The organism is Agrococcus beijingensis (assembly GCF_030758955.1).
Lineage (GTDB): Bacteria > Actinomycetota > Actinomycetes > Actinomycetales > Microbacteriaceae > Agrococcus > Agrococcus beijingensis.
On record NZ_CP132360.1, the window covers coordinates 1,934,044 to 1,958,561 of the forward strand.

The window sequence follows — 24,518 nt, forward strand, 5'->3', positions numbered from 1 at the left end:
GCGCAGAAGGAGCACCCGATGGCCGACACCTCGACCAAGACGGCACCCGCCGCGAGCACGCCCACGCCCGCGCCGGCCGTTCGCGCGCCCTGGATCCGCGACGCCTCGGCGCGCTACGCGGTGATCGGCGTCTGGGTGCTCATGGCAGCGCTGTTCGCGGTGCTCATCCCGCAGACCTTCCTGACCGCCGGCTCGTTCCGCACCATCTTCGGCGGGCAGCAGGCGCTCGTCTTCCTGGCCGCCGCGCTGCTGGTGACGATCATCGTGGGCGAGTTCGTCGACATGTCGATCGCCCAGAACTTCGGCCTCGCCGCGATCCTCGTGCCGGTGCTGCACGTCACGCACGGCTGGGACGTCTGGCTGGCGTCGCTCCTCGCGATCGTCGTGGCGACGATCGTCGGCCTGGTCAACGGGCTGCTGGTGGTCAAGCTGGGCGTGAACACCATCGTCGTCACGCTCGGCATGGGCACGTTCCTGTTCGGCATCGCCCTCTGGGCGAGCAACCTGATGCCGGTCAGCGGCCTGCCCGCCTGGTTCGGCCAGCTCGTGCTCGTCAACTTCCTCGGCCTGCCGGTGAGCTTCTACCTCGGCCTCATCCTCATGCTGGCCTTCGCCTACGTGCTGGCCTTCACGCCGCTCGGGCGCAACATGCGCTTCGTCGGCGAGAACCGCGAGGTCTCGCGCCTCGCCGGCGTGCGCGTGACGCGCATCCGCATCGGTGCCTTCACCACCGCCGGCCTGATCGCCGGCCTCGGCGGCGTGATCACCTCGGCCGCCACCGGCGGCTTCGACCCGAACGTGGCCAACGTCTACCTGCTGCCGATGTTCGCCGCGGCCTTCCTCGGCACCGCCATCCTGCAGCCGGGCCGCTTCAACCCGCTCGGCACGCTCGTCGCGGTGTACTTCCTCGCCACCGGCGTGCTCGGGCTCCAGCTGCTCGGCGCCACTTCGTGGGTCTCGAGCGTCTTCTACGGCGGCGTCCTCGTCGTCGCCGTCACCATCTCCACCGTCCTCAACAAAGCCCGCTGAGCTCCCCAGGCTCACCCAGCGGACCCAACCTCCACGCAACGACGCCAAGGAGTCACCATGCGAACCACCACCATTCGGGCCCGCCGCGCGCGCGCCCTCGCCGCGGTCGGCGCGGCCGCCGTGCTCGCGCTGAGCGCCTGCTCGACCGCCGAGCCGGCCGAGACGACCGAGCCCACCGCAGCCGAGTCCGAGGCGCCCGAGACCGAAGCCCCGGGCAACGACCTCGACGCGGCGCTCGCCGCGCTGCTCGAGCCGCGCGACGCGTACCCCGTGCCCGACTCGCCCACCGGCGACGTCGCCTCGCTCGCAGGCTCGACGGTCTACTACGTGCCGCTCACGCAGCAGGCGCCGCAGTTCTCGGTCACCGGCGTCGCCGTGACCGAGGCCTTCGCGGCGGTCGACATCGACGTGCAGATCTGCAACGGCAACGCGACGCCCACCGACGTCAGCGCGTGCATCACGCAGGCCACGCAGGCCGACGCATCCGCCATCATCACCGACGCCGTGCCCTACGGCATGGCGGCGAACGCCCTCGACGCGGCGCAGGCCGCCGGCATCCCGGTGGTGCAGAACAACAACGCCGAGACGCCCGACCACCCGGCCTCCGACACGCTGCTCTACGCGCCCGACGGCTCGGCCGAGCAGATCATCGCGCACATGCAGTGGATCGCCTCCGACTCCGACGGCGCCGGCACCGTGCTCGTGAACAAGGCCGCCGACGGCGCCTCGGTGCCCGTCACCACCGCGGCGCTCGCCGAGGCCGAGGCCGAGTGCCCCGACTGCACCGTGGTCGTCAACGACGTGACGAGCGCCAACTTCGGCCTCATCGCGCCGTCGACCAGCTCGGCGCTGCTGCGCGAGCCGAACGTCGAGTACGTGCTGACGCAGTACGCCATCCACCTGCAGCCCACGCAGGGCGGCGTCGAGCAGGCCGGCCGCGCGGCCGACACGAAGGGCGTCGTCGGCGCCTCGCAGCTCGGTGCGCTCCAGCAGCTGGCCTCCGAGAACTTCCTCTACGCGGCCACCGGCCAGGCGTCGGTGTTCCAGGGCTGGGTCGTCGCCGACCTCGCCATGCGCGCCGTGCTCGGCTCCGACATCCCCGAGTACGAGATCCCCGTGCGCCTCTTCACCCGCGAGACGATCGGCGAGGTGAACCTCACCGCCGAGGGCGAGGCCTCGGGCGAGTGGTTCGGCCCGGCGACCTTCCGCGAGGACTTCCTCGCCAACTGGGGCGCCGAGTGACCATCGCCCACTCGCCGGAGCCGCGGGCAGCAGTGCCCGCGGCTCCGGCCCCCCGGCTCTCGGTCGAGTCGCTGTCGATGACGTTCGGCGCGGCCCGCGTGCTGCGCGACGTGCACATCGAGGTGCGGCCGGGCGAGATCCACGGCCTGGTCGGCCAGAACGGCTCGGGCAAGTCGACCCTCGCCAAGGTGCTGACCGGCCTCTACCGGCCCGACCCGGGCACGGTGGTGTCGGTCGACGGGCAGCCGCTGCCGCTGCCGATCCGCCCCCACCAGGCGCGCGGCTACGGCATGTCGGTGGTGCACCAGAACCTCGGCCTGATCCCGAGCATGACCGTGATCGAGAACATGCGGATGGGTCGTCTGCGTGCCGCGGGCCCGTTCCGTCGCATCGACTGGGCGCGTGAGCGCGCCGAGGCGACCGACGCCTTCGAGCGCATCGGCCGCCTGGTGCCGCTCGACTCGCGCGTCTCCTCCCTGAGCGAGGAGAGCCGCACCGCGGTCGCGATCGCCCGCGTGCTGCAGGACGCCACGCCGGGCGAGGGCCTGATCATCTTCGACGAGTCGACGCGCGCCCTCGGGCGACGCGCCCTCGAGAGCTTCTACCGCGACCTCGATGAGATCGTCGCGACCGGCACCTCGGTGCTGCTCATCACCCACCGCCTCGAGGAGGTCGTCGACGGCGCCGACAGCGTCACCGTGCTGCGCGATGGCCGCATCGTCGAATCGGGCCGGCAGGTGGAGGGCATGACCGAGCAGGAGCTCACGAGCCTCATCCTCGGCCGCGACATCATCGACCTCGGCGAGCGCATCGCCCACGCCCGCACCGACGATGCACCCAGGGTGCGCGTCGAGGGCCTGACGGGCCTGCGCATCCGCGATCTCACCCTCGAGCTGCAGCAGGGCGAGGTGGTCGGCGTCACCGGGCTCGGCGGCTCCGCCTACGACGACGTGCCCTACCTGCTGAGCGGCGTCGCTCCGGCGACCGCGGGCACGATCGAGCTGCCCGACCAGACGATCGAGCTCTCCGGCCTCAGCCCGGCCGACGCGATCGCCCAGGGGATCGCCATCGTGCCGGAGGGCCGCGAGCACTCCGGCCTCGCGATGGGCATGACGGTGATCGAGAACACCGCCTTCCCGCAGACCGCCCGCACGAAGCGACTGCTCAGCGTGCTGCCTCGCGCCGCCGAGCGCGAGCTCGCCGAGCAGTGGATCGAGAGGCTCGACGTGCGCCCGCCGCGCGCCGATGCCGTCGTCGGCACCTTCTCGGGCGGCAACGCGCAGAAGGTCTTCATCGCGAAGTGGCTCGCCACCGACCCGAGGCTGCTGCTGCTCCACGAGCCGACGCAGGCGGTCGACGTCGGCGCCCGCCAGACGATCGTCGAGGCGGTGCGCGAGGCGGCGAAGGATCGCTTCGTGCTGGTCGCCGGCGGCGACGAGAACGAGCTGGCGCTGCTGTGCGACCGGGTGCTCGTGTTCGTCGACGGTCGCGTCGACCAGGAGCTCACGGGCGACCTGACCCCCGACCGCATCGTGCAGGCCATCTATGCCGGCAGCGCCCGCGCCAAGCTGCGCGACCGCACGCTCACCGGCACGCTGATCATGAACACCCCCGAGCTCGAGGCCGCGCTGGCCGAGGAGCCGAGCGCCCCCGGCGAGGAGACCCGATGAGCGACCAGGGGGGCGAGCGGCTCGACGACTTCTTCTCGACGGCGCGCGTGACCGGCACCGATGAGCGCATCGAGCTCGCCGGCACCGACTTCCGGCCGTTCCTCTACCCGCTCGACGACGAGACGCTCGCGCCCTGGCGCGGCATGGGCTACCAGGAGTTCGCCGACGCGCGCCGCGATGACCGGTTCCTGCAGGCGCTGCTCGACGACTGGAACGCGCTCCTCGACGAGCCGTTCGTGGGCGTGACCTCCGACGGCACGGTGCGCGAGGGGCTGTACGAGCTGCCGGCGGCCGAGACAGGGCATGACACGGCGGATGCGTCGGCGGACGACCGCGGGATCGTCGCGGCCGCAGAGCAGCTGCTCGCCTCGCTCTCCGACGCCGAGCGCGCCGAGCTGCGCCACCCGCTCGACGCGAGGGAGTGGCGCGCCTGGAGCAACCCCGAGTTCGTCTTCCACCGCGTCGGCCTGCGGCTCGAGGATCTCGCCGAAGCGCAGGTGGCGGCGGTGCTGGCGATCGTCGAAGCCTCGCTCAGCCCCGCAGGGTACGCGCGGGTGATCGAGGCGATGGAGCTCAACGGGTTCCTCGGCGAGCTCACCGAGCTGCCGACGATCCTGGGCGAGCGCAGCTACTTCTTCGCGCTCTACGGCGACCCGGCATCCGCCGAGCCCTGGGGCTGGCAGCTGTTCGGCCATCACGTCGCCGTGCACTTCGTCACCGTCGGCGGCCGGCACGTCGTCGCGCCGGTGTTCATCGGCGGCGAGCCGGCGCTCGCCGACGGCAGCCGGGAGCCGCTGTTCGCGGAGCGCGAGGCGACCGCCCTCGCGCTCGCGGCCTCCCTCACCGACGAGCAGCGCGCATCCGCCGTCGTCTTCGAGTCGGTGCTCGACCCCCGCATGCCCGAGGGCCGCCTGCACCCCGCCGACGAGCGGCACCTGGCCGGCGCGTTCCGCGACAACCGGCTGATCCCGTACGAGGGCATCTCGGCCTATGACCTCGACGACGAGCAGTGGGCGCTCGTGGTCGCGATCGTCGACGACTTCCTGCTGCTGCTGCGCGACGACCAGCGGGCGCTCACCCTCGCCGACGTCGAGGCTCATCGCGACGACACGTGGTTCGCCTGGTACAGCGGCACGGACGGCACCGAGCCGTTCTACCTGCGGATCCAGAGCCCGGTGATCGTCGCCGAGCTCGATCACCATGCCGGCGTCTGGCTGAGCAACCGGGTGCCGCAGCGGTTCCACGTGCACACGATCCTGCGCCTGCCCAACGGCAACGACTACGGCCGCGCGTACATCGAGCAGTGGCGCCGACGCCGCACGACCACGGAGGACTGAGCATGCTGCCCGTCACCAACTTCGACCCGCCCTTCGCCGTCACCCGCGCGAGCCACGTCTCGCTCGCGGTGACCGACCTCGAGGCGAGCCGCGACTTCTACCGCGACGTGATCGGGCTGGTCGTCACCGAGGAGACCGACGACGCCGTGTACCTGCGCGGCCTCGAGGAGGCGGCGCACCACTCGCTCGTGCTCGAGCGGCAGGCCGAGGCGAAGGCGCTGCGGGTGGGCCTGCGCGTGCGCGAGGACACGGACATCGTCGCGGCCGAGCGCTGGTTCGCAGCCAACGGCATCGAGCACGAGCGGGTGGAGCGGGCGCACCAGGGCCCGACGATCCAGTTCACCGATGCGGTCGGCACGCGCATGGAGCTCACCTCGTCGATGACGCAGGTGCCGCGCAGGATGCAGGAGTTCCATGAGTTCGTCGCGGGCGCCCCGCAGCGGCTCGACCACTTCCAGGTGGTCACCCACGACGTGCAGACGGCGACCGACTTCTGGACGGGGCTCGGCATGCGCATGGCCGAGTACACCGCCACGGACGGCACCGACGAGCTGTGGGGCACGTGGATGGAGGTGAAGGGCAACACGCACGACCTGGTCTTCACGAACGGCCGCGGCCCGCGTCTGCACCACTTCGCCTACACGGTGCCCGACGCCACCGCGCTGCTGCACGCCGCCGACGTGGCGGGCAGCCTCGGCTTCGGCGACGAGATCGACCGCGGCCCGGGCCGCCACGGCATCTCGAACGCGCTCTTCCTCTACCTGCGCGACCCCGACCAGCACCGCATCGAGCTGTTCACGACGCACTACCAGTTCATCGACCTCGAGGAGGAGCCGATCCGGTGGGACGTCTCGAACCCGCGCCGCGCCCAGCTGTGGGGCATGCCCGCGACGCGTCGCTGGTTCTTCGAGGCGAGCGAGTTCCCCGGCCAGCCCGTGCAGGAGCCGCTGCTGCAGGCGGGGCCGGCGACGCTGGAAGACGTGCTCGGGCTGCACTGATGCATGAACCTGCATGGGGCGCCTCCGGCTCGTGTGAGCCCGTGGCCGGCTGCTGAGGCTCATCCTCGAGGCTGACGAGGGCGCGATGGCGCGCGGCTAGCGTGAGGACATGACCACGCTCGCCGCCCGCGCGATCGCGCCCTTCCGGCCGCTGCCGACACCGACCGACCCCGGGCGCCTGGGTGCGATGCAGGACGCGCGCCAGCGCAGCGGCATCGTCTGGCTCGTCGCCGGCGTCGCCAGCGCGCACCTGGCCGGGCTGCAGTGGCCAGCGCTGGCGTACGGCATGGTCGGATGGGTGTGGATCGCGCTGATCGGGCTCGTCGCGGTGGCCATGCTGACGGCCGGCTTCGCCCAGCTCGCGCTGCTCGCGAGGGCGGAACCGCGGCGCATCCCGACGGCGACGACGGCCGGTGCGCTCGCCGTCGTGGGCGTGCTGCTCGCGCCTGCCGCGGGCTTCCTCTGGATCGCGTTCGGCATGGTGCACGTGCTGCTGCCGGTAGCCGTCGGCGCCCTGGGCGTCGCGCTGCTGGCGCTCGATCCGAGCATGCGCGCGGGCATGCCGCGCCCGGCTGCGGGCACCCTGATCGGCACGGTCTCGGCCGCCCTGCTACTGGGGCTCGGCGTGCTCGACGCATTCGTGCTGCTGCCCATGTCGCTCGCGCCAGATGTGCCGCTGCCGGCGATCCTCGCGCAGCTGCGAGCCGCGGGCGAGGACGGCGGCATGTGGACGCCGCTGGCCTGGGCCGGCATGTGGCTGATCGCGATCGCGCTGCTCGGCATGGGGCTGCTGCGCAACCGTCGCAGCCAGCGGGGCGCGCTCGGCACGCTCCTGGCGGCCGGGGTCGTCGCGCTGTTCGCGCTGCCGATCGTGGAGTTCTCGATCGGCATGGGCGTGGCCGACACGCTGGCGACGCAGGGCGGCATGTCGACGGCGTTCCCGGCGATCTCGCTGCTCGCGGCACTGCTCGCGGCGCTCGCGGCCGGGCTGCTGATCGGCGCTCGGCAGCGCTGAGCGCAGCCGCGCTACCGCGGGCGGCGCTTCGCGCGGCCGCGCGGCAGCAGCTCGACGGTCGGCAGGCGCGGGCTCGGCAGCGTCGTGCCCGAGCCGTCGTCGACGAACCCGAAGCGCGGGCGGTCGTGCGGCGACGCATCCCGCTCCGCCATCCACTCGTCGCGTGCGCGCTCGACCGCGGCGTGGTCGGCGCCGACGAAGTTCCAGAACATCACGAACTCCTCCGGGTGCGGCACGCCGCCCAGCAGGATCGCGATGCCCTCCCCGTCGCCGGCCGAGACGATGGCGGATCCCCGGCCCGGCTCGAGCACGCCGATCTCCCCTCGGCCGATCGGCACGTCGTCGAGCGCGATGCCGTCGGTGAGCGCGAGCACGCCGTGCTCGAAGGAGCCCTCGAGCGCGAGCGCCGCCTCGCCGCCGGCCGGGATCCGCAGCTCGGCGCCGAGCATCGGCGAGAACATCGGCGCCTCGCTCGTGGCGCCGCCATACGATCCGGCGAACACCCGCGCGACCGAACCGCCGCCCAGGTCGACGACCGGCACCGCGTCGACGCCCGCGAACGACGGCGCCATGCCCTGATCCCTGAGCGGCAGCGCGGTCCACAGCTGCACGCCGTGCAGCACCGTCGTGTCGGGGGTCGAGTACTCGCTGTGCGCGATGCCGCGGCCGGCGGTCATCACGTTCACACCGCCCGGCCGCACCGTGTGGGTCGCACCGGTGGAGTCGGTGTGCGCGACGCCGCCCTCGACCAGCCACGAGACCGTCTGGAGGCCCGTGTGCGGGTGCGGGGGCACATCCATGCCCGGTCCGTCGCCGAGCACGGTGGGGCCGAAGGAGTCGGCGAAGCACCAGGCGCCGATCATGTGCCGATGCTTGTTGGGCAGGCTGCGCAGCACCGGCATGGCGCGCGGGCCGCCGAGCGGCACCTCGCGCGGCAGCAGCAGCTCGATGCCCGCCTCGTGCGCCTCGTCGATCGCGCTGCGCTCGGCGTTCTCGACCAGCAGTGCCTCGTCGTTGCTCATGGCTGCAACGCTACGGCGGATGCGTCGACGGCGGAACGCGGAGTGCTCACGTCGTCGGGGCCTCGGGTCGCGCACTGCGGATCGAGTCGTGCGGAGCGCGGCTAAAATCGACGCATGACCTCGTCGCAGCCGCCCGTCTCGCAGCCGCCGGGCTGGTACCCGGACCCCTACGCGGCGGCGCCCGGCGTCGAGCGGTGGTGGGACGGCGCGAACTGGATCGCGCAGACCCGCGATCCGGTGCCCGCCCAGCCGACCTGGTCGCCCGCGCCCTGGCAGACGCCGCCCGCTCCGGCGGCCGCCTCGACCGACGCGTCGCAGCAGCAGCTCGCCGGCTTCGGCTCGCGCGCGCTCGCCTACCTGATCGATCTCATCCCCTTCGTGGTGCTGGCCGCGATCGTGCTGGGCCAGTTCGGCTACTTCGAGATCGTCGACCGGCTCGCGGCCGGTGACGATGCCGCCCTCGCCGACCTCGAGGCGATGGCCTCCGCGGGCAGCGCGGCATCGGTCACCACGGTGGTCGTCGGCGCGATCGCCTACTTCCTCTACAACGTGGGGTTCCACCGCTGGAAGGGCCAGACGCCGGGCAAGATGCTGGTCGGCATCCGGGTGCGCATGGCCGACGATGACCGTCGCCCCACCGGCCGTGCCGCCGTCATCCGGTGGGCGGTGCAGCAGGGCGGGCCGCAGCTGCTGAGCACGGTGCCGATCATCGGCCTGTTCGCCAGCATCTTCACGGTCGTCGACCACGTCTGGCCGCTGTTCGACGCCGAGCGCCGCGCACTGCACGACAAGGCCGCCGGCACGATCGTGGTGCGCGCCCGCTAGGAGCCTGCTCCTCGGCTGCGCGGCCCCGGGCGGCGCACGCTCTCTCGCGTCACGCCGGCGCCAGCCCCAGCCAGTAGAACGACTGGGTGCCGAAGGTGAGCGAGAAGCGGCCGTCGTCGGCGATCGTCGGGAACTCGCCGCCGCCGAACAGGTCGAACAGCCGCGCGCCCGCGAACTGCTGCGCGTCGACCGTGACGTGCACCGGGTTGTGGCTGAAGGAGAAGACGCAGAGCACCGTCTCGGCCCGCGGTCCGGAGTAGGAGCCGTCGCCCTCGTAGGAGCGCACGAACGCCAGCACCGCCTCGTTGTCGGTGTCGAGCACCGTGATGTCGCCCAGCCCGAAGACCGGGTGGGCCCTGCGCACGTGCAGCACCGACCGCATCCAGTTCAGGAGGCTCGACGAGTGGGCCATCTGCGACTCGACGTTGACGGCGGAGTAGTGGTAGACGAGCGACTGCACGACGGGCAGGAAGAGCTTGCCGGGATCGGCGCTCGAGAAGCCCGCGTTGCGATCGGGCGTCCACTGCATGGGGGTGCGGGATGCGTCGCGATCGTCGAGCCAGATGTTGTCGCCCATGCCGATCTCGTCGCCGTAGTACAGGAACGGCGATCCGGGCAGCGACAACAGCAGGGCGTTCGCGAGCTCGAGCTCGGCCCTCGAGTTGTCGAGCAGCGACGCCAGCCGCCGGCGGATGCCGACGTTCGAGCGCATGCGCGGGTCGTAGGCGTACCAGCCGTACATCGCCTGCCGGTACTCCTCGCTCACCATCTCGAGCGTGAGCTCGTCGTGGTTGCGCAGGAACACGCCCCAGGCGGCGCCCGGCGGCACCTCGACCTGCTCGGAGAGGATGCGCTTCAGCTCGAGCGCGTTCTGCGCCCGCAGGGAGTAGAAGATGCGCGGCATGGTCGGGAAGTCGAAGGCCATGTGGCACTCGGGGTCCTCGGCGGTGCCGAAGTACTCGGCGGTCTCCGCCGGCCACTGGTTGGCCTCGGCGATCAGCACGCGGCCCGGGTACTCGTCGTCGACGATGCGGCGCAGCTTCTGCACGTAGGCGTGGGTGGCCGGCTCCGACTCGCCGTTGCCGTCCTCCGACTCGTACAGGTAGGGGATCGCATCGAGCCGCAGGCCGTCGACGCCCAGGTCGAGCCAGAAGCGCATGACGTCCTCGACCGCCTCGTGCACGGCCGGGTTCTCGAAGTTCAGGTCGGGCTGGTGCGAGAAGAACCGGTGCCAGTAGAACTGCCGGCGCACCGAGTCGAACGCCCAGTTCGACTCCTCGGTGTCGACGAAGATGATGCGCACGTTGGGGTAGCCCTCGTCGGTGTCGCGCCAGACGTAGAAGTCGCCGTAGGGGCCCTCCGGGTCCTCGCGGGAGGCGAGGAACCACGGGTGCTGGTCGGAGGTGTGGTTGATCGGCAGGTCGATCATCACGCGCATGTTGCGGGCGTGCGCCTCGGCGACGAAGTGGCTGAAGTCGTCGATCGTGCCGTACTCGGGCAGCACCGCCTTGAAGTCGGCGACGTCGTAGCCGCCGTCGCGCAGCGGCGACTGGAAGAACGGGGGCACCCAGATGCCGTCGATGCCGAGCCACTGCAGGTAGTCGAGCTTCGAGGTGAGGCCCTGGAAGTCGCCGAACCCGTCGCCGTTCGAGTCGACGAACGAGCGCACCATCACCTCGTAGAACACGCTCTTGCGATGCCAGTCGCGATCGAGCGCGAGACCCGGCACGTGCGAGGCCTGGATCGGGATGGGCGAGGTGAAGCTGTTCGTGTAGCTCAACGCGTGCTCCTTCACGGGGGCGGATGCGGTGGGTCGTCAGGGCAGATCGGTGACCACGCTATCCGGCGCGCCCGACCGGCGTCGCTCAGCCTGGCGGAGCGGTGGAGGCGCGCACGATCAGCTCGGGCGGGTAGTCGGTGTGCTGGCGGTCGGGCTCGGGCCGCGGCTCCTGCAGCTGCGCCATGATCCAGGCGACGACGTCCTCGCCGTGCTTCGCCGGATCCTGCTTGATGGTGGTGAGGCCGAAGGCGGCAGCGGAGGGCACGTCATCGACGCCGATGACCGAGAGCTGCTCCGGCACGCGGATGCCCAGCTGGTGCGCGGCCAGCATCACGCCCAGCGCGACCTCGTCGGTGCCGGCGACGATGCCGGTGGGGCGGTCGGCGCCGGCGAGCAGCTCGAGCGCGGCGCGGTGCGAGCCCTCGAGCGTCGTCGGCAGGGTGACGACGTCGCGCATCCGCAGCCCGTGCTCGGCCGAGACCCGCTGGAAGGCCCGCAGCCTCCGGTCGGAGGAGGAGGCGTCGAGCGGCTGCACCTCGGTCTCGCTCGCGAGGTGGAGCAGGTCGGTGTGCCCGAGCTGCACGAGGTGCTCGGTGGCGACGCGTCCGGCGGCGTCGTCGTCGAGCGCGAAGGAGCGCGAGTGCGGCGTCGGCTCGCCGACGGTCGCGACCGGGATGCCGAGCTCGGCGAGGCGACCGAGGTCGCCGCCGACGAGGCTCCAGGTGATGGTCACGAGGCCGTCGACCTCGCCGCGCAGCATGAAGCGCTCGAACTTCTCGTGGCCGCCCTTGCCGAAGGCGCCCAGGTCGTAGAGCAGCACGTCGTGGTCGTGCTGGTCGGCGGCGTGCGCGATCCCGTGCAGCACGCTGCCGAAGTACCAGCGGTTGACGGATGGGGTGAGCACGCCGATCGTGCGGGTCACCCCGGTCGCGAGACGGCGGGCGGCGTTCGAAGCGCGGAAGCCCAGATCGGCGGCGGTGCGCTCGACGCGCTCGCGGGTGGCGGGCGAGACGCCGCTGGCGCCGGAGAGCGCGCGGGACGCGGTGGCCTTCGAGACGCCGGCCGCGCGGGCGACGTCGTCGAGCTTGGGCATGGCCGCCTCCTCGCGCTCCGTGCTTGCTTCCACCGGGCTGAGGCCGGAACCGGTTCCGAGCGTAGCCCCGCGCCGACGTTCCGCCAACCGGGTGCCTGAGCGATCGTTGCGCAATCGCAACCTGGAATCCGGTGGCGACCGGAGCGCGCGTGCGCTAGCGTCACAGCCAGTGGAACCGGTTCCGGTTTCGGCACATCGCCGTGCACTCCGTTCGCGGCGAAGTCCCTTGCCACATCAGCGAAGGAGTTCACGTGAAGCACGCACGCAGGATCGCGATGCCGCTCGGCATCGCGGGCGTCGCCGCACTCGCCCTCACGGGCTGCGTCGGCGACGCCGCCCCCAGCGCCTCAGAGGAGCCAGGCGCCACCGGAGCCGCCGCCGGCTGCGAGGCCTACGCCGACTACGGCACGTTCGACGGCGCCGAGGTCAGTGTCTACGGCACGATCCTCGACGAGGAGGCCAACCGCCTCAACGAGTCGTGGGCGGAGTTCGAGGAGTGCACCGGCATCGAGGTCGCCTACGAGGGCTCGGCCGAGTTCGAGGCGCAGATCAACGTGCGCATCCAGGGCGGCAACCCGCCCGACCTCGCCATCTTCCCGCAGCCCGGCCTGCTCTCCACGGTCGCCGCCACCGGTTCGGTGCTGCCCGCTCCCGAGGGCGTGGTCGCCAACGCGCAGGAGTTCTGGACCGAGGACTGGCAGAACTACGGCACCGTCGACGGCACCTTCTACGCTGCGCCGCTGATGGCGAGCGTCAAGGGCTTCGTCTGGTACTCGCCCAGCGTCTGGGAGGAGAACGGCTGGGAGGTCCCGACCACCCTCGACGAGCTCGACGAGCTCACCGCCACGATCGCCGAGTCCGAGGTGACGCCCTGGTGCGTCGGCTTCGGCTCCGGTGAGGCCACCGGCTGGCCGGGCACCGACTGGATCGAGGACTACGTGCTCCGCACGGCGGGTCCGGATGTCTACGACCAGTGGATCACGAACGAGATCCCGTTCGACGACCCGCAGATCGCTGAGGCCGTCGACCGCGTCGGCGACCTGATCAAGAACCCCGAGTACGTCAACGGCGGCATCGGCGACGTGACGACCATCGCCACGACCGACTTCGGCGAGGCCGGCCTGCCGGTGCTCGACGGCGAGTGCGCGATGCACCACCAGGCCTCGTTCTACGAGGGCTTCTGGAGCGACGACAACTCCGTGACGGTCGCTGAGGACGGCGACGTCTGGGCGTTCATCCTGCCCGGCACCGAGGCCGACTCGGCCGCGGTCACCGGCGGTGGCGAGTTCGTGGGCGCGTTCAGCGACGCCGAGGAGGTCGTGGCGGTGCAGACGTTCCTGTCGAGCGACACGTGGGCCAACAGCCGCGTCTCGCTGGGCGGCGTCATCTCCGCCAACTCGGGCCTCGACCCGGCCAACGCGGGCAGCGCGCTGCTCTCGTCGGCGGTCGAGACGCTGCAGGACCCGAACACCACGTTCCGCTTCGACGGCTCCGACCTGATGCCCGGTGGCGTCGGCTCGGGCACGTTCTGGACGGGCATGGTCGACTGGGTCTCCGGTAAGGACACGGCGACGATGCTCGCCGAGGTCGAAGCCAGCTGGCCCTGATCGAGGATCCACCCTGTGTGGGGGCCGCGAGCGCGCGGCCCCCACACAGGCATACAGGAGGTGATGCATGACTTCGATGGACCTCGTCGGCAAGGTGCTCCAGGCGGTCGTCGGCCTCGCGGCCTTCGGTGTGGTGATGGCGCTGCTGCTGGCCTTCCTCGATCGACCTGAGGACAAGCCGCGCCCTGCGAGCTGGGGCGCCGCGATCAAGCAGGGCCTGCGCCCGCGCGTGATCATCATCGCCGCGTTCGCGCTCATCGCGATCCTGGGCCGCGTGCTCTACGGTGCCGTGCCCTGGATGACGCAGGGGCTCGCCAACGCCGCGATCCTGATCGGCATCGCGGGCGTCGTCGGCGTCGTGCTGCAGTGGCTGCTCGACCGACTGCTGCAGCCTGCGCGGCCGGCCGTGCGCAGCGCCGTGATGCGCGGCCTCGGCGCCGTGCTCGTGATCGCGCTGGTGCTGGTCACCATGGCCTCGCCGGGCATCCCGGCCCTCGGCTGGGTGACGCCCGCGCTGCTCCTGGCCGCCGGCATCGTCGGCTGGCCGCTCGCCGGGGTGCTCATCGCGACCGCCGCGATCGCCTTCTTGCCCGACCGCATCCGCCGCAGCGCCCGGCTCGTCGCCTGGCTGCTCGGCGCCGTCGCCGTCGTCGTCTCGTCCGTCGTCGTCGAGGCCGGCCAGGAGCAGCCCGTCGGCGTCTGGCCGTGGGCGGCCGCCGCAGGGCTCAGCGTCGTGGGCGTGCTCGGCTACTTCGCCGACCACGACGACGACTCCAAGCCGATGCTCGTCTTCCTGATGCCGGCCGCGCTGCTGCTCACCGTCGGCCTCGTCTACCCGGCGCTGCGCACGGCGATGCTCGCCTTCACCGACCGCACCGGCGCGTTCAACGGCGTCGACAACTTCGTCTGGATGTTCACGCAACCCGAAGCGCTCATCACGCTCGGCAACACGGTCGTCTGGGTGGTGCTGGTGCCGCTGCTGTCGACCGTGATCGGCCTCGCCTACGCGGTCTTCATCGACAAGACCCGCGGTGAGCGCATCTACAAGATGCTCGTCTTCATGCCGATGGCGATCTCGTTCGTCGGCGCCGGCATCATCTGGAAGTTCATGTACGCCTACCGCGGCGCTGAGCAGGACCAGATCGGCCTCGTCAACCAGATCCTCGTCTGGTTCGGCCAGCAGCCGCAGCAGATCCTGCAGAACAGCCCGTGGAACACGCTCGCGCTGATCATCGTGATGGTCTGGATCCAGACCGGCTTCGCGATGGTGGTGCTCTCCGCCTCGATCAAGGGCGTGCCGCTCGAGCAGCTCGAGGCGGCAGAGATCGACGGCGCCAACCCGTGGCAGCGCTTCGCGAACGTGACGCTGCCCGGCATCCGCACGTCGCTCGTCGTGGTGGTCACGACCATCTCGATCGCGACGCTCAAGGTGTTCGACATCGTGCGCACCATGACCGCCGGCAACTTCAACACATCCGTCATCGCGAACGAGATGTACACCCAGGCGTTCCGCTCGGGCGAGCCGGGCAGGGGTGCGGCGCTCGCGCTGATCCTGTTCATCATGGTGCTGCCGATCGTCGTCTACAACATCCGCGTGCTGAACCAGCAGAAGGCGATCCGATGACCACCGTCGCAGTCACCCCTGATCCTGAGATCACACCCAAGTCGGCGGATGCGGCACTGGGCACCACGAGGTCGGATCGCGTCAAGCGGCGGCTCACCAGCCGCTGGGCGACGCTCGCGGCGATCATCATCGCGACGGTGTGGACGGTGCCGACCTTCGGCCTGCTGCTGTCGTCGTTCCGCCCGGCCGACCAGATCTCCACCTCCGGCTGGTGGACCTTCTTCAGCGACCCGCAGCTGACGCTCGACAACTACTCCGAGGTGCTCTTCTCGAGCTCGGCGTCATCGCCGCAGCTGGGCGAGTACTTCGTGAACTCGCTGGCCATCGCGATCCCGGGCACGCTGATCCCGCTCGTGCTGGCGTCGCTCGCGGCCTACGCCTTCGCGTGGGTGAAGTTCAAGGGCTCGTCGACGCTGTTCGTGATCGTCTTCGCGCTGCAGATCGTGCCGCTGCAGATGGCGCTCATCCCGCTGCTGCAGCTGTTCGTGACGTTCCTGCAGCCCTTCCAGACGGCGCTGAGCGAGGCGGTGCCGTTCATCAGCGAACGGCAGTTCCTGCCGGTGTGGATCGCGCACGCGGTCTTCGGCCTGCCGCTGGCGATCTTCCTGCTGCACAACTTCATCTCGGAGATCCCCTCCGAGGTGATCGAGGCGGCGCGCGTCGACGGCGCGGGCCACGGGCAGATCTTCTTCCGCATCATCCTGCCGCTGGCGATGCCGGCGATCGCGTCCTTCGCGATCTTCCAGTTCCTGTGGGTGTGGAACGACCTGCTCGTCGCGCTCGTGTTCTCGTCGGGCACACCAGATACCGCGCCGCTCACGCAGCGGCTGGCAGAACTGGCGGGCTCCCGCGGCGAGAACTGGGAGCGCCTGACGGCCGGAGCGTTCGTCTCGCTGGTGGTGCCGCTGCTCGTGTTCTTCGGGCTGCAGCGCTACTTCGTGCGAGGGCTGCTGGCGGGCTCGGCGAAGGGCTGACGTCGCCGCCGGAGGGCTCAGCGGCGCCCGTCAGCGCAGCGCGGCGTGCACCGGCACGACGGCCGCGGCGCTCCACGCCTGCGGCCGGCACGACGCCGGGTAGGCCACCGGCGACGACGCCTCGGCGGCGCTGAACCCGGCGAACAGCTCGGGCAGCCGGCCGTCGAACGCGTCGGCGGTGCGCACGAGCTGCCGCGCGAGCACGCGAGCCTCCTCTGCCAGGCCGGCCCGCAGCATCCCCTCGATCACGACACCCGTGTCGTGCGGCCACACCGAGCCGCAGTGGTACGACAGCGGCCAGTAGCCGCCCTGGTCGGCCGCCATCGTGCGCAGCCCCCAGCCAGAGGCGAACGTCTCGTCGACGAGCAGCTGGGCGACCTCAGCCTCCTCGTCGGCGGTGAGCAGGCCGGTGCCGAGCAGCTGGCCCATGTTCGAGGCCTTCGCGTCGACCGGCTCGCCGGCGCCGTCGAGCGCGATGGCGGGGTAGCGCTCGCCGCCGCGCTCCACCCAGAACGCGCCGCGGAACCGCTCGCGCATCGCCTCGGCCCACGCCCACCACTCGTCGCCGTCGGCGCCCAGCGCCTCGAGCAGCGCCGCGCCGCCCTCGGCCGCCTGGCACGCCTGCGCCTGCACCTCGCAGAGCGCGATGGGGCCCTCGGCGATGCGGCCGTCGCGGAACCGGATGGAGTCGCCGGAGTCCTTCCAGCCCTGGTTCGCCAGGCCCGTGCCGGTCTCGTCGATGTACTTCAGGAAGCCGGAGTCGTCGGGGCTGCCGTGGTCGCGCATCCACCCCAGCGCCGCCTCGAGCGCCGGCCGCAGCTCGCGCACCGTCTCGATCGGCAGCCCCGCCTGCCAGGCCTCGTGCAGCAGCACGATCCACAGCGGCGTCGCGTCGATCGTGCCGTAGTAGACCGGCGGCAGCACGATGCCCTCGCCCGGCATCGTGAACGTCGACTGCCGGATCTCGTGCAGGATCTTGCCCGGCTGCTCGGCGGTCGCCGCGTCGACCCGCGTGCCCTGGCGGGCGGCGAGCGTGCGCAGCGTGCCCTCGGCGACCTCGAGCGAGAGCGGCAGCAGCAGGCGCGCGGTGATGAGCGTGTCGCGGCCGAAGAGGGTCATGAACCAGGGGGCACCGGCGGCGGCGAACGGGCCCTGCCCGGCGTCGAGCAGCAGCGCCCGCAGGTCCTCGACGGCCCGCGCCGCCCAGCGGTCGAGCGCGGCGTCGCCGGTCGGCGGCAGCGGCGCGATCGGGCGGGCGGATGCGGGGCCGACGACCGTCGTCGGGTCGCTCAGGTGCAGCTCGACCGCCGCCTCTGCGGTGGCGCCGGGCCCGATCGGCAGCCTCCAGCGCAGCGTCAGCCGGTCGGCGTCGCGCTCGACCTCGGCGCCCTCGGCGGCGACGGCCAGCGCGCGGGTGCCGTCGCTCGCCTCGAGCCCTCGCCAGGTCAGCGGCTGGGGCTGGGACAGGCCGGCCTTCACCGACGAGAGCTCGGCGAACGATACGTCGACGACCAGCTCGACCTCGGCCTCGACGGCCGCCGTGAGTCCGTTGCGCACCTGCACGCGCTCGACCAGCCGGCCGGCGACGACCTCGCGGGTGCGCTCCACGAGCACCCGCGGGTCGGGCGTCTCGTCGTCGATCGCGCGCGCGACGCCGTGGAAGGCGGCGCTGCCGGCCGAGCGCGACGTGCCCGTGCTCTCGACCGCCTCGCCCGCGACCCGCAGGGCGATGCCGCTGACATAGCGCCAATCGCCGTGGAACAGCCCGTGGATGGCGTCTGCGCCCAGGTCTCCTGACGCATCCGACCACACCTGGGTCGGGGCGTCGAGCACCACGAGCGCTCGGTTGAGGAGGGGCTGCCTGCCGTGCTGATCGGGTGCGTCGCTGCTCATGATTGGCCTCCTCGACCGGGGTTCCCATCGCCCGATCGATACGCTACCGTCCATATTGGAACGATCCAAGGACGGATTCGGCCTTGGCCGCCATTGCACGAAGGAGTGGAGATGGGCTCGACGCTCGCGGATGTCGCGGCGCACGCCGGTGTCTCCGTGCAGACGGTCTCGAACGCGCTCAACAACCCGGCGCTGCTGAAGCAGACGACGCTCGAGCGCGTGCTCGCGTCGGTCGCGGCGCTCGGCTACTCGCCCAACCTGCAGGCCAAGCGCCTGCGCCACGGCACCGTCTCGACCATCGGCGTGCGCATCGAGCCCGCGACCGACAACATCGCGTCGTCGCTGCTCGACCGCTTCCTGCACGAGCTGACCGGGCGGGCGGATGCGCGCGGCCAGCACGTCGTCGTCTTCACGGCGGAGTCGGACGACGACGAGGTGCGCCGCGTGCGCTCGCTCGCCAGCCAGCGCGTCGCCGACCGATTCCTGCTCACCTCGACGCACGCCGACGACACCCGGGCGCCGGCGCTGCTCGACGCAGGGCTGCCGTTCGTCGCGTTCGGGCGCCCGTGGGGCCCGGCGCCCGCCCACTCCTGGGTCGACGTCGACGGTGCGGCCGGCACGCGCGAGGCCACCGAGGCGCTGCTCGACGCGGGGCACCGTCGCGTCGGCTTCGTCGGCTGGCCGATCGGCAGCGGCTCCGGCGACGACCGCCGCCGCGGCTGGGCGAGCGCCATGCAGGAGCGCACCGGGCTCGGCGATGACGACCTCGAGGCCATCACCGTGCGCTGCACCGATCTGCTGAGCGACGCGGTCGACGCCACCGCGCCGCTCATCGCCGGCGACGTCGACGCCCTCGTCTGCGCCTCCGACGCGCTCGCGGCCGGCGCGATCGGCGCGGCGATGGAGGCCGGCCGCTCGCTGCCGGTGATCGGCTTCGACAACACCGCGCTCGCCCTCGGCATCGGCTTCTCGAGCGTCGACCAGAGCGTCGGCCAGGTCGCCGACGCCGTGCTCGACGCGCTCGACGGTGAGCCGGGAGCCGTCACCATGCTCGTCACGCCGCAGCTCGTGCGGCGTCAGCACGTCCGATGGGGGATCGCCCCCAACGACCGGGGACCCTCCCCCTCCTGAAAGGAACAACCATGCGACACAGCAAGCTGGGCAATGTCGCCCTCGCCGGCGCGCTCGCCCTCGCCCTGGCCTCCTGCGCCGGGGGCGGCAGCACCACAGGATCGACCGACGCGCCCGCCGACGGCGCCGAGAGCCTCACGCTGCTGTTCGGCTCCTCGGGCGACGCCGAGACGGCGGCGCTCGAGGCGGCCACTGAGGCGTGGACCGCCGAGTCGGGCGTCCCGGTCGAGGTGATCGCCGCATCCGACCTCAACCAGGAGCTCGCGCAGGGCTTCGCGGGCGACTCCGCGCCCGACCTGTTCTACATGGGCTGGGACCAGTTCCAGACCTATGCGAGCGACGGCTTCCTCGAGCCCTACGCGATGGACCTCGAGAACGCGGGCGAGTTCTACCCGGCGCTCGTCGACGCCTTCTCCTACGAGGACGAGTTCGTCTGCGCGCCGAAGGACTTCTCGACGCTCGGTCTCGTGATCAACACGCAGATGTGGACGGAGGCGGGCCTCACCGACGCCGACATCCCGACCGACTGGGCGTCGCTGCAGGCCGCCGCCCAGACGCTGACCACGGGCGACACGGTCGGCCTCTCGATGGGCGCGGAGTACGCGCGACTGGGCGTCTTCATGGAGCAGGCCGGCGGAGGGCTCATGGACGGCGACACCGTCACCGCCGACTCGCCCGAGAACGTCGAGGCGCTGGAGTACGTGCAGGGCCTGCTCGACGCGGGCGTGCTCAAGTGGCCGGCCGACCTCAGCGCAGGCTGGGGCGGTGAGGCCTTCGGCATCGGTGCTGCGGCGATGGTGATCGAGGGCCCGTGGATCCGCGGCGCGCTCGAGAACGACTACCCCGACGTCGAGTTCCAGGTGGCCGAGCTGCCGGAGGGCCCGGCCGGCCCCGGCACCTTCACCTTCTCGAACTGCTGGGGCATCCCCGAGGGCCAGGACACCGCGGAGACCGCGCAGGAGCTGGTCGCGTTCCTCACGAGCGACGAGCAGCAGCTGCAGTTCTCCGAGGCGTTCGGCGTGATCCCGTCGACCGAGTCGGCCGCGGCGACCTACGCCGAGACCTACCCGGAGAGCGCCGCGTTCGTGGCCGGCGCCGACTATGCGGTCAGCCCGGTCGCCTTCCCGGGGGCGGCGGATGTCGTGGGCGAGTTCAACAACGCCATCACGACGCTGCAGGGTGCTGACGCCCAAGCAGTGCTCGATCAGGTGCAGTCGCAGCTGGATGCTGCATACCAGGACTCGCAGGGCTGATGAGCGCCGTCTCGACCGCCCCCGCGCCGCGCAAGCGGCGCGGGGGCGCGAGAGGCGGTGAGGCTGTCGCCGGCTGGCTCTTCACGCTGCCGGCGATCCTCATCGTCGGCATCTTCCTGGTGGCGCCGATCGTGCTCGCGCTGTGGGTCTCCTTCACCGACTGGAACGGCCGCAACTCGCCGCTCTTCAACGACAACGTCGAGGTCGTGGGCCTCGACAACTACGCGGCGATCACCACCGACGACTCGCTGACCCGAGAGCTGTTCGGCCGCTCGATCCGCAACAACGTCTACTACGTGCTGTTCGTGGTGCCGCTGCAGACTGCGCTCGCCCTCTTCCTGGCGGTGCAGGTGAACCGCCGCATGCTGAAGGCGAAGAGCTTCTTCCGCACCGCGTTCTACTTCCCGTCGGTGACCTCGTCGATCGCCATCACCGGCGTGTTCCTGTTCCTCTTCTCGGCCACCGGCGTCGTCAACCGCATCCTCGGCTGGCTGAGCATCGAGGGCCCGAACTGGTTCGCCGACCCGCGCGGGGTCTTCCACATCCTGATGGGCGGCGGTCAGCCTCCGCCCGGCTGGGATCAGCCGGGCTTCCTGGGCGTGACGCCATGGGACTGGGTCGCCGGCCCCTCCGTCGCGCAGGTCGTGCTGATCACGATGGCGGTCTTCACGACCTCAGGCACTTTCATGCTGCTGTTCCTCGCGGGCCTGCAGAACATCGGCGCCGAGGTCGGCGAGGCCGCGGTGATGGACGGCGCCGGGCCGGTGCGCACGTTCTTCTCGGTCACGCTGCCGATGCTCAAGCCGACGCTCTTCACGGTGCTGACGCTCGGCCTCATCGGCACCTGGCAGGTCTTCGATCAGGTCTACCTGACGCGCGGCACCCCGGCGGCGCCCACCCTGACGAGCCCCGCCTTCCTCGCCTTCACGCAGGCGTTCGACAACAACGAGCCCGGCATCGCCGCGGCGATCGCGTTCGTGCTGTTCCTCATCATCATCGCGATGACGCTGATCCAGCGCTGGGCGCTCGCCGACCGCGACGCCAGCGGCATGGGCAGGAAGCGCCGCCGCGGCAAGGGCGGCGACCCCGAGCTGGGCAGGGTCGCCGATGCGACCGCGCACGTGCAGGCCGGGTCGACCGGGACAGGAGGTGGGGTATGAAGGAGCGGGTCACCGGCGGGCTGATCGCCGGCTATGTCGTGCTCGTCGTGCTCGCGACGGTCTACATCTACCCCTTCGTGATCGCGATCATCGACTCGTTCAAGACGGATGCCGAGGCCACGGCGGATCCCATGGGCCTGCTGCCGCAGACCTTCACGTTCGAGGCCTACGAGCGCCTCTTCTTCGGCACCGACCTGCCGATCTGGGCGGCCAACTCGGTCTTCATCACGGTGGTCGTCACCGTCTTCCGGGTGTTCTTCGACTCGCTGGCCGGCTACGCGCTGTCGCGGCTGCGGTTCCGTGGGCGCAACACGATCTTCGCGCTGTTCATCGCGGTGCTGGCCGTGCCCTCGGTGGTGCTGCTGATCCCCCGCTTCCTCGTCATCAAGGAGCTCGGGCTCTACGACAGCTACGGCGGCATGATCCTGCCGCTGCTGGCCGACGCGGCGGGCATCTTCATCATGAAGCAGTTCTTCGACTCGATCCCCGCGTCGATCGAGGAGGCCGCGCGCATCGACGGGGCGGGGGTGTTCCGCACGTTCTGGTCGGTGACGCTGCCGATGGCGACGCCTGCCCTCATCACGCTGACGATCCTGTCGTTCCAGGGCTCCTGGAACGAGTTCGCGCACTTCATCATCTCCCGCCAGAGCCCAGAGCTCCACACGCTCACCACCGGCGTCGGCACGCTCATCTCGGGCGCACTGGGCTCGGGCAACCAGTTCCCGCTGAAGCTGGCCGCGGCCGTGCTGATGACGATCCCTGTCGCGATCGTCTTCTTCATCTTCCAGCGGCGCATCATGTCGACCACCGAGGGGGCGGAGAAGGGGTAGCGCTGGTCAGCGCTGGTCGCCGGAGGGCTCGACCAGCCGCAGGTGGCCGCGGCGCGTGCGCGCACCGCCCCGGGCGATGATCGACGGGGGCTCCGCCGAGGGCGTGGGCGAGGGCTGCGGATGCGCGGGCACAGGCTCGATCGGCGACTCGGCCGGGTGCTCGGCGGCCGGGTGCTCGGCTGCCGGGTGCTCGGCTGCCGGGTGTTCGGCTGCCAGCGCGCGGCGCACCGGCACGACCGCCGCGGCGCTGCCGGCGTGCGGGGAGCAGGTGCCGGGCAGCGCGATCGGCATGGCGGTCTCCGCGGGGCCGTGCCCGCTGTAGATCTCCGGCAGGCGGCCGTGGAACGCATCCGCCGCCCGTTCCAGCTGCTCGGCGAGCGCCTGCGCCTCGGCGCGCAGGCCGATGCGCAGCAGCCCCTCGACGGCGACCGCCGTGTCGACCGGCCGCACCGCGCCGGCGTGCTCGGCCAGCGGCCGGTAGCCGCGAGCGTCGGCGGCGAGCGTGCGCAGCCCGAAGCCCGAGCTCAGCCGCTCGTCGAGCAGCAGGCGCGCGACGATGCGCTCCTCGTCGCGGTCGAGCAGCGTCGATCCGAGCAGCTGGCCGAGTGCCGCGCCGAGCGTGGCGACCGGGGCCCCCGCGTCGTCGAGCGACGCCGCCGGGAAGCGCGCGCCGTCGCGCGTCACCCAGAACGCGGCGCGGAAGCGGCGCCGCAGGGCCTCGGCCCACGCCCGCCAGGGGTCGCCGTCGTCGCCGAGCGCGTCGAGCAGCGCCGCAGCGCCGACGGCCGCCCTGCAGGCCAGCGCCTGCACCGCCGCGTCGACGGGACCGGGCGAGCCCGTGGCCGCGTCGCGATCGGTCTGCGGCGACTGGAGGAAGCCGGTGCCGGAGTGCGCCCGCAGCCACCACAGCGCCGCGTGCAGCCCCAGCCGCAGCTCGCGCACCGTCTCGAGCGGCAGGCCGGCGCGCCAGGCGTCGTGCAGCAGCACGATCCACAGCGGCGTCTCGTCGAGCTCGCGCGTGAAGCTGGCCAGCCGCTCGGCGGGCCGCTGCGCCTCGAGCCGGTGCTGGCGCAGCTCGTGCAGGATCCGGCCAGGCTCCTCGCCGGTCGCGGGGTCGTGGCGCACGCCCTGTCGGGCCGTCAGCGTGCGCAGGGTGCCCTTGGCGATGCGGGTGCCGAGCGGCAGCAGCAGCCGCGCCGCGGTCAGCGCCTCCCGTGCCGACAGGGTCAGGTGCCAGGGCGCCCCTGCCGCGAGGAATGCGCCGTGGCCGGCGTCGAGCAGGAGGCTCTCGAGGTCGGCCACGGCTCGTCGACTCCACCGGTCGGTGCTGGCGCGGCCCGTGGGCTCGACCGCGGTACATGGCGCCCCCACCAGCACGCCCCGCACCGCGAGCGTGAGGTCCTCGAGCTCGAGCTCGAGCTCGAGCGTGCACCAGTCGGCCGGGCGCAGGATGCGATCGGCCGAGAGCACCACGCGATCGTCGACGACGGCGAGCTCGCCGCCGCGGCCGCGCACGCGCAGCGAACGGGTGCCGTCGGTGATGGTCACCACCCCGCGCTCGAGCTGCACGTCGACGCCCGCGACGGTCGCGCGACCCGAGCGCACGTCGGCGATGCGCGCGAACGCGATCTCGAAGGCGAGCTCGATCGACGCCGCGATCGGCTGGTCGCCGTCGTTGGCGACCGTCGCGCGCTCGACGACGCCGCCGGGGGTGACCTCGCGGGTGCGCTCGACGCGGGGCCGGGTGAGGTCGCGGACCGGCTCCGAGCCCCGGAACGAGGCACCACCGGGCTCGAGGGTGGCGGCGAGCCGCTCGACCCGCTCGCGGTCGACCAGCAGCTCGAGCGCCCGCAGGTAGCGCCACTCGCCGTGGAAGGCGCCGTGCACCGGGCTCGAGCCCATCGAGCCGTCGTGGTGCGACCACACCTGGGTCGGCGCTGCCAGCACGACGAGCGGCTCGGGCAGCGGCGGGGGGCTGGCCCCGAGCTCGTGCTGACCCATCATGCCTCTCCCGTCGAGCGGTTGGGCGCCACGG

19 protein-coding genes are annotated in these 24,518 nt (G+C 71.9%); 14 read left to right on the forward strand and 5 right to left on the reverse strand.

The genetic code is table 11. The annotated features are described in order from the left end of the window. The first annotated feature begins 18 nt into the window (after positions 1-18). The 6 genes from Q9250_RS09325 (at position 19) to Q9250_RS09350 (ending at position 7,291) form a co-directional block, all read left to right on the forward strand. Positions 19-1,029, forward strand: coding sequence for an ABC transporter permease (locus Q9250_RS09325; RefSeq protein WP_306231596.1), 1,011 nt, complete (start codon positions 19-21; stop codon positions 1,027-1,029). Between the two features lie 57 nt (positions 1,030-1,086). Beyond that, positions 1,087-2,271 (forward strand): substrate-binding domain-containing protein, encoded by a 1,185-nt coding sequence (locus tag Q9250_RS09330; protein ID WP_306231597.1) that lies wholly within the window; start codon positions 1,087-1,089, stop codon positions 2,269-2,271. Further along, the gene (locus Q9250_RS09335) at positions 2,268-3,941 is read left to right on the forward strand and encodes a sugar ABC transporter ATP-binding protein (RefSeq protein WP_306231598.1); all 1,674 of its coding nucleotides are present in this window, start codon (positions 2,268-2,270) and stop codon (positions 3,939-3,941) included. Before Q9250_RS09330 ends, Q9250_RS09335 begins: the two co-directional genes overlap by 4 nt. Further along, positions 3,938-5,278, forward strand: coding sequence for a DUF3500 domain-containing protein (locus Q9250_RS09340; protein ID WP_306231599.1), 1,341 nt, complete (start codon positions 3,938-3,940; stop codon positions 5,276-5,278). Before Q9250_RS09335 ends, Q9250_RS09340 begins: the two co-directional genes overlap by 4 nt. A gap of 2 nt (positions 5,279-5,280) precedes the next feature. Next, entirely contained in the window at positions 5,281-6,276 is a 996-nt protein-coding gene (hpaD, locus tag Q9250_RS09345; RefSeq protein WP_306231600.1) for a 3,4-dihydroxyphenylacetate 2,3-dioxygenase, read from the forward strand. A 109-nt stretch (positions 6,277-6,385) separates the two neighbouring features. Next, positions 6,386-7,291, forward strand: coding sequence for a hypothetical protein (locus Q9250_RS09350; RefSeq protein ID WP_306231602.1), 906 nt, complete (start codon positions 6,386-6,388; stop codon positions 7,289-7,291). A gap of 11 nt (positions 7,292-7,302) precedes the next feature. On the opposite strand, the gene Q9250_RS09355 is transcribed toward Q9250_RS09350, so the two are convergent. Continuing rightward, on the reverse strand, positions 7,303-8,313 hold the full coding sequence (locus tag Q9250_RS09355) for a pirin family protein (protein WP_306231603.1): 1,011 nt from the start codon (positions 8,311-8,313) through the stop codon (positions 7,303-7,305). 114 nt (positions 8,314-8,427) lie between these two features. On the opposite strand from Q9250_RS09355, the gene Q9250_RS09360 reads away from it, so the two are divergent. Continuing rightward, positions 8,428-9,138, forward strand: a complete 711-nt coding sequence (locus Q9250_RS09360) for an RDD family protein (RefSeq protein WP_306231604.1) — start codon at positions 8,428-8,430, stop codon at positions 9,136-9,138. Between the two features lie 49 nt (positions 9,139-9,187). Here Q9250_RS09360 and treS read toward each other — a convergent pair whose 3' ends face one another. Further along, entirely contained in the window at positions 9,188-10,918 is a 1,731-nt protein-coding gene (gene treS, locus Q9250_RS09365; protein ID WP_306231605.1) for a maltose alpha-D-glucosyltransferase, read from the reverse strand. A gap of 85 nt (positions 10,919-11,003) precedes the next feature. Then, positions 11,004-12,011, reverse strand: a complete 1,008-nt coding sequence (locus Q9250_RS09370; RefSeq protein ID WP_306231606.1) for a LacI family DNA-binding transcriptional regulator — start codon at positions 12,009-12,011, stop codon at positions 11,004-11,006. Positions 12,012-12,286: 275 nt separating this feature from the next. Between Q9250_RS09370 and Q9250_RS09375 the strand changes: the two genes are divergently transcribed. The 3 genes from Q9250_RS09375 to Q9250_RS09385 all read left to right on the forward strand — a co-directional run bounded on the left by Q9250_RS09375 (position 12,287) and on the right by Q9250_RS09385 (position 16,216). Continuing rightward, the gene (locus Q9250_RS09375) at positions 12,287-13,618 is read left to right on the forward strand and encodes an ABC transporter substrate-binding protein (RefSeq protein ID WP_306233973.1); all 1,332 of its coding nucleotides are present in this window, start codon (positions 12,287-12,289) and stop codon (positions 13,616-13,618) included. Positions 13,619-14,087: 469 nt separating this feature from the next. Next, positions 14,088-15,242, forward strand: coding sequence for a carbohydrate ABC transporter permease (locus tag Q9250_RS09380; RefSeq protein ID WP_422665105.1), 1,155 nt, complete (start codon positions 14,088-14,090; stop codon positions 15,240-15,242). Next, positions 15,239-16,216 (forward strand): carbohydrate ABC transporter permease, encoded by a 978-nt coding sequence (locus Q9250_RS09385; protein WP_306231607.1) that lies wholly within the window; start codon positions 15,239-15,241, stop codon positions 16,214-16,216. Before Q9250_RS09380 ends, Q9250_RS09385 begins: the two co-directional genes overlap by 4 nt. Before the next feature lie 30 nt (positions 16,217-16,246). Here the strand turns inward: Q9250_RS09385 and Q9250_RS09390 are convergent, their stop codons facing one another. Then, complete coding sequence (locus Q9250_RS09390; protein WP_306231608.1) at positions 16,247-18,109, reverse strand: amylo-alpha-1,6-glucosidase; 1,863 nt, start codon at positions 18,107-18,109, stop codon at positions 16,247-16,249. 111 nt (positions 18,110-18,220) lie between these two features. On the opposite strand from Q9250_RS09390, the gene Q9250_RS09395 reads away from it, so the two are divergent. From Q9250_RS09395 to Q9250_RS09410, 4 genes are read left to right on the forward strand one after another with little or no spacing between them, the layout of a single operon-like run. Continuing rightward, positions 18,221-19,240, forward strand: a complete 1,020-nt coding sequence (locus tag Q9250_RS09395) for a LacI family DNA-binding transcriptional regulator (RefSeq protein ID WP_306231609.1) — start codon at positions 18,221-18,223, stop codon at positions 19,238-19,240. Between the two features lie 11 nt (positions 19,241-19,251). Beyond that, positions 19,252-20,493 carry an extracellular solute-binding protein gene (locus Q9250_RS09400; RefSeq protein ID WP_306231610.1) on the forward strand — a complete coding sequence of 414 codons (1,242 nt, stop codon included), beginning with the start codon at positions 19,252-19,254 and terminating at the stop codon, positions 20,491-20,493. Then, complete coding sequence (locus tag Q9250_RS09405) at positions 20,493-21,653, forward strand: carbohydrate ABC transporter permease (RefSeq protein ID WP_306231611.1); 1,161 nt, start codon at positions 20,493-20,495, stop codon at positions 21,651-21,653. The genes Q9250_RS09400 and Q9250_RS09405 overlap by 1 nt, the downstream gene beginning before the upstream one ends. Beyond that, entirely contained in the window at positions 21,650-22,483 is an 834-nt protein-coding gene (locus Q9250_RS09410) for a carbohydrate ABC transporter permease (RefSeq protein WP_306231612.1), read from the forward strand. Before Q9250_RS09405 ends, Q9250_RS09410 begins: the two co-directional genes overlap by 4 nt. A gap of 6 nt (positions 22,484-22,489) precedes the next feature. On the opposite strand, the gene Q9250_RS09415 is transcribed toward Q9250_RS09410, so the two are convergent. Next, positions 22,490-24,487: a glycogen debranching N-terminal domain-containing protein gene (locus Q9250_RS09415; RefSeq protein ID WP_306231613.1), complete on the reverse strand. Its 1,998-nt coding sequence runs from the start codon at positions 24,485-24,487 to the stop codon at positions 22,490-22,492. Positions 24,488-24,518: the final 31 nt, after the last annotated feature.

Excerpts from the sequence above, each read along its gene's own strand:
- Q9250_RS09355 (WP_306231603.1), bottom strand. The coding sequence starts at position 8,313 with ATGAGCAACGACGAGGCACTGCTGGTCGAGAACGCCGAGCGCAGCGCG.
- Q9250_RS09360 (WP_306231604.1), top strand. The coding sequence starts at position 8,428 with ATGACCTCGTCGCAGCCGCCCGTCTCGCAGCCGCCGGGCTGGTACCCG.
- Q9250_RS09340 (WP_306231599.1), top strand. The coding sequence starts at position 3,938 with ATGAGCGACCAGGGGGGCGAGCGGCTCGACGACTTCTTCTCGACGGCG.
- Q9250_RS09385 (WP_306231607.1), top strand. The coding sequence starts at position 15,239 with ATGACCACCGTCGCAGTCACCCCTGATCCTGAGATCACACCCAAGTCG.
- Q9250_RS09410 (WP_306231612.1), top strand. The coding sequence starts at position 21,650 with ATGAAGGAGCGGGTCACCGGCGGGCTGATCGCCGGCTATGTCGTGCTC.
- Q9250_RS09330 (WP_306231597.1), top strand. The coding sequence starts at position 1,087 with ATGCGAACCACCACCATTCGGGCCCGCCGCGCGCGCGCCCTCGCCGCG.
- Q9250_RS09350 (WP_306231602.1), top strand. The coding sequence starts at position 6,386 with ATGACCACGCTCGCCGCCCGCGCGATCGCGCCCTTCCGGCCGCTGCCG.
- Q9250_RS09405 (WP_306231611.1), top strand. The coding sequence starts at position 20,493 with ATGAGCGCCGTCTCGACCGCCCCCGCGCCGCGCAAGCGGCGCGGGGGC.
- hpaD (WP_306231600.1), top strand. The coding sequence starts at position 5,281 with ATGCTGCCCGTCACCAACTTCGACCCGCCCTTCGCCGTCACCCGCGCG.
- Q9250_RS09395 (WP_306231609.1), top strand. The coding sequence starts at position 18,221 with ATGGGCTCGACGCTCGCGGATGTCGCGGCGCACGCCGGTGTCTCCGTG.
- Q9250_RS09415 (WP_306231613.1), bottom strand. The coding sequence starts at position 24,487 with ATGATGGGTCAGCACGAGCTCGGGGCCAGCCCCCCGCCGCTGCCCGAG.
- Q9250_RS09400 (WP_306231610.1), top strand. The coding sequence starts at position 19,252 with ATGCGACACAGCAAGCTGGGCAATGTCGCCCTCGCCGGCGCGCTCGCC.
- Q9250_RS09325 (WP_306231596.1), top strand. The coding sequence starts at position 19 with ATGGCCGACACCTCGACCAAGACGGCACCCGCCGCGAGCACGCCCACG.
- Q9250_RS09390 (WP_306231608.1), bottom strand. The coding sequence starts at position 18,109 with ATGAGCAGCGACGCACCCGATCAGCACGGCAGGCAGCCCCTCCTCAAC.
- Q9250_RS09380 (WP_422665105.1), top strand. The coding sequence starts at position 14,088 with ATGGCCTCGCCGGGCATCCCGGCCCTCGGCTGGGTGACGCCCGCGCTG.
- Q9250_RS09370 (WP_306231606.1), bottom strand. The coding sequence starts at position 12,011 with ATGCCCAAGCTCGACGACGTCGCCCGCGCGGCCGGCGTCTCGAAGGCC.
- Q9250_RS09375 (WP_306233973.1), top strand. The coding sequence starts at position 12,287 with ATGCCGCTCGGCATCGCGGGCGTCGCCGCACTCGCCCTCACGGGCTGC.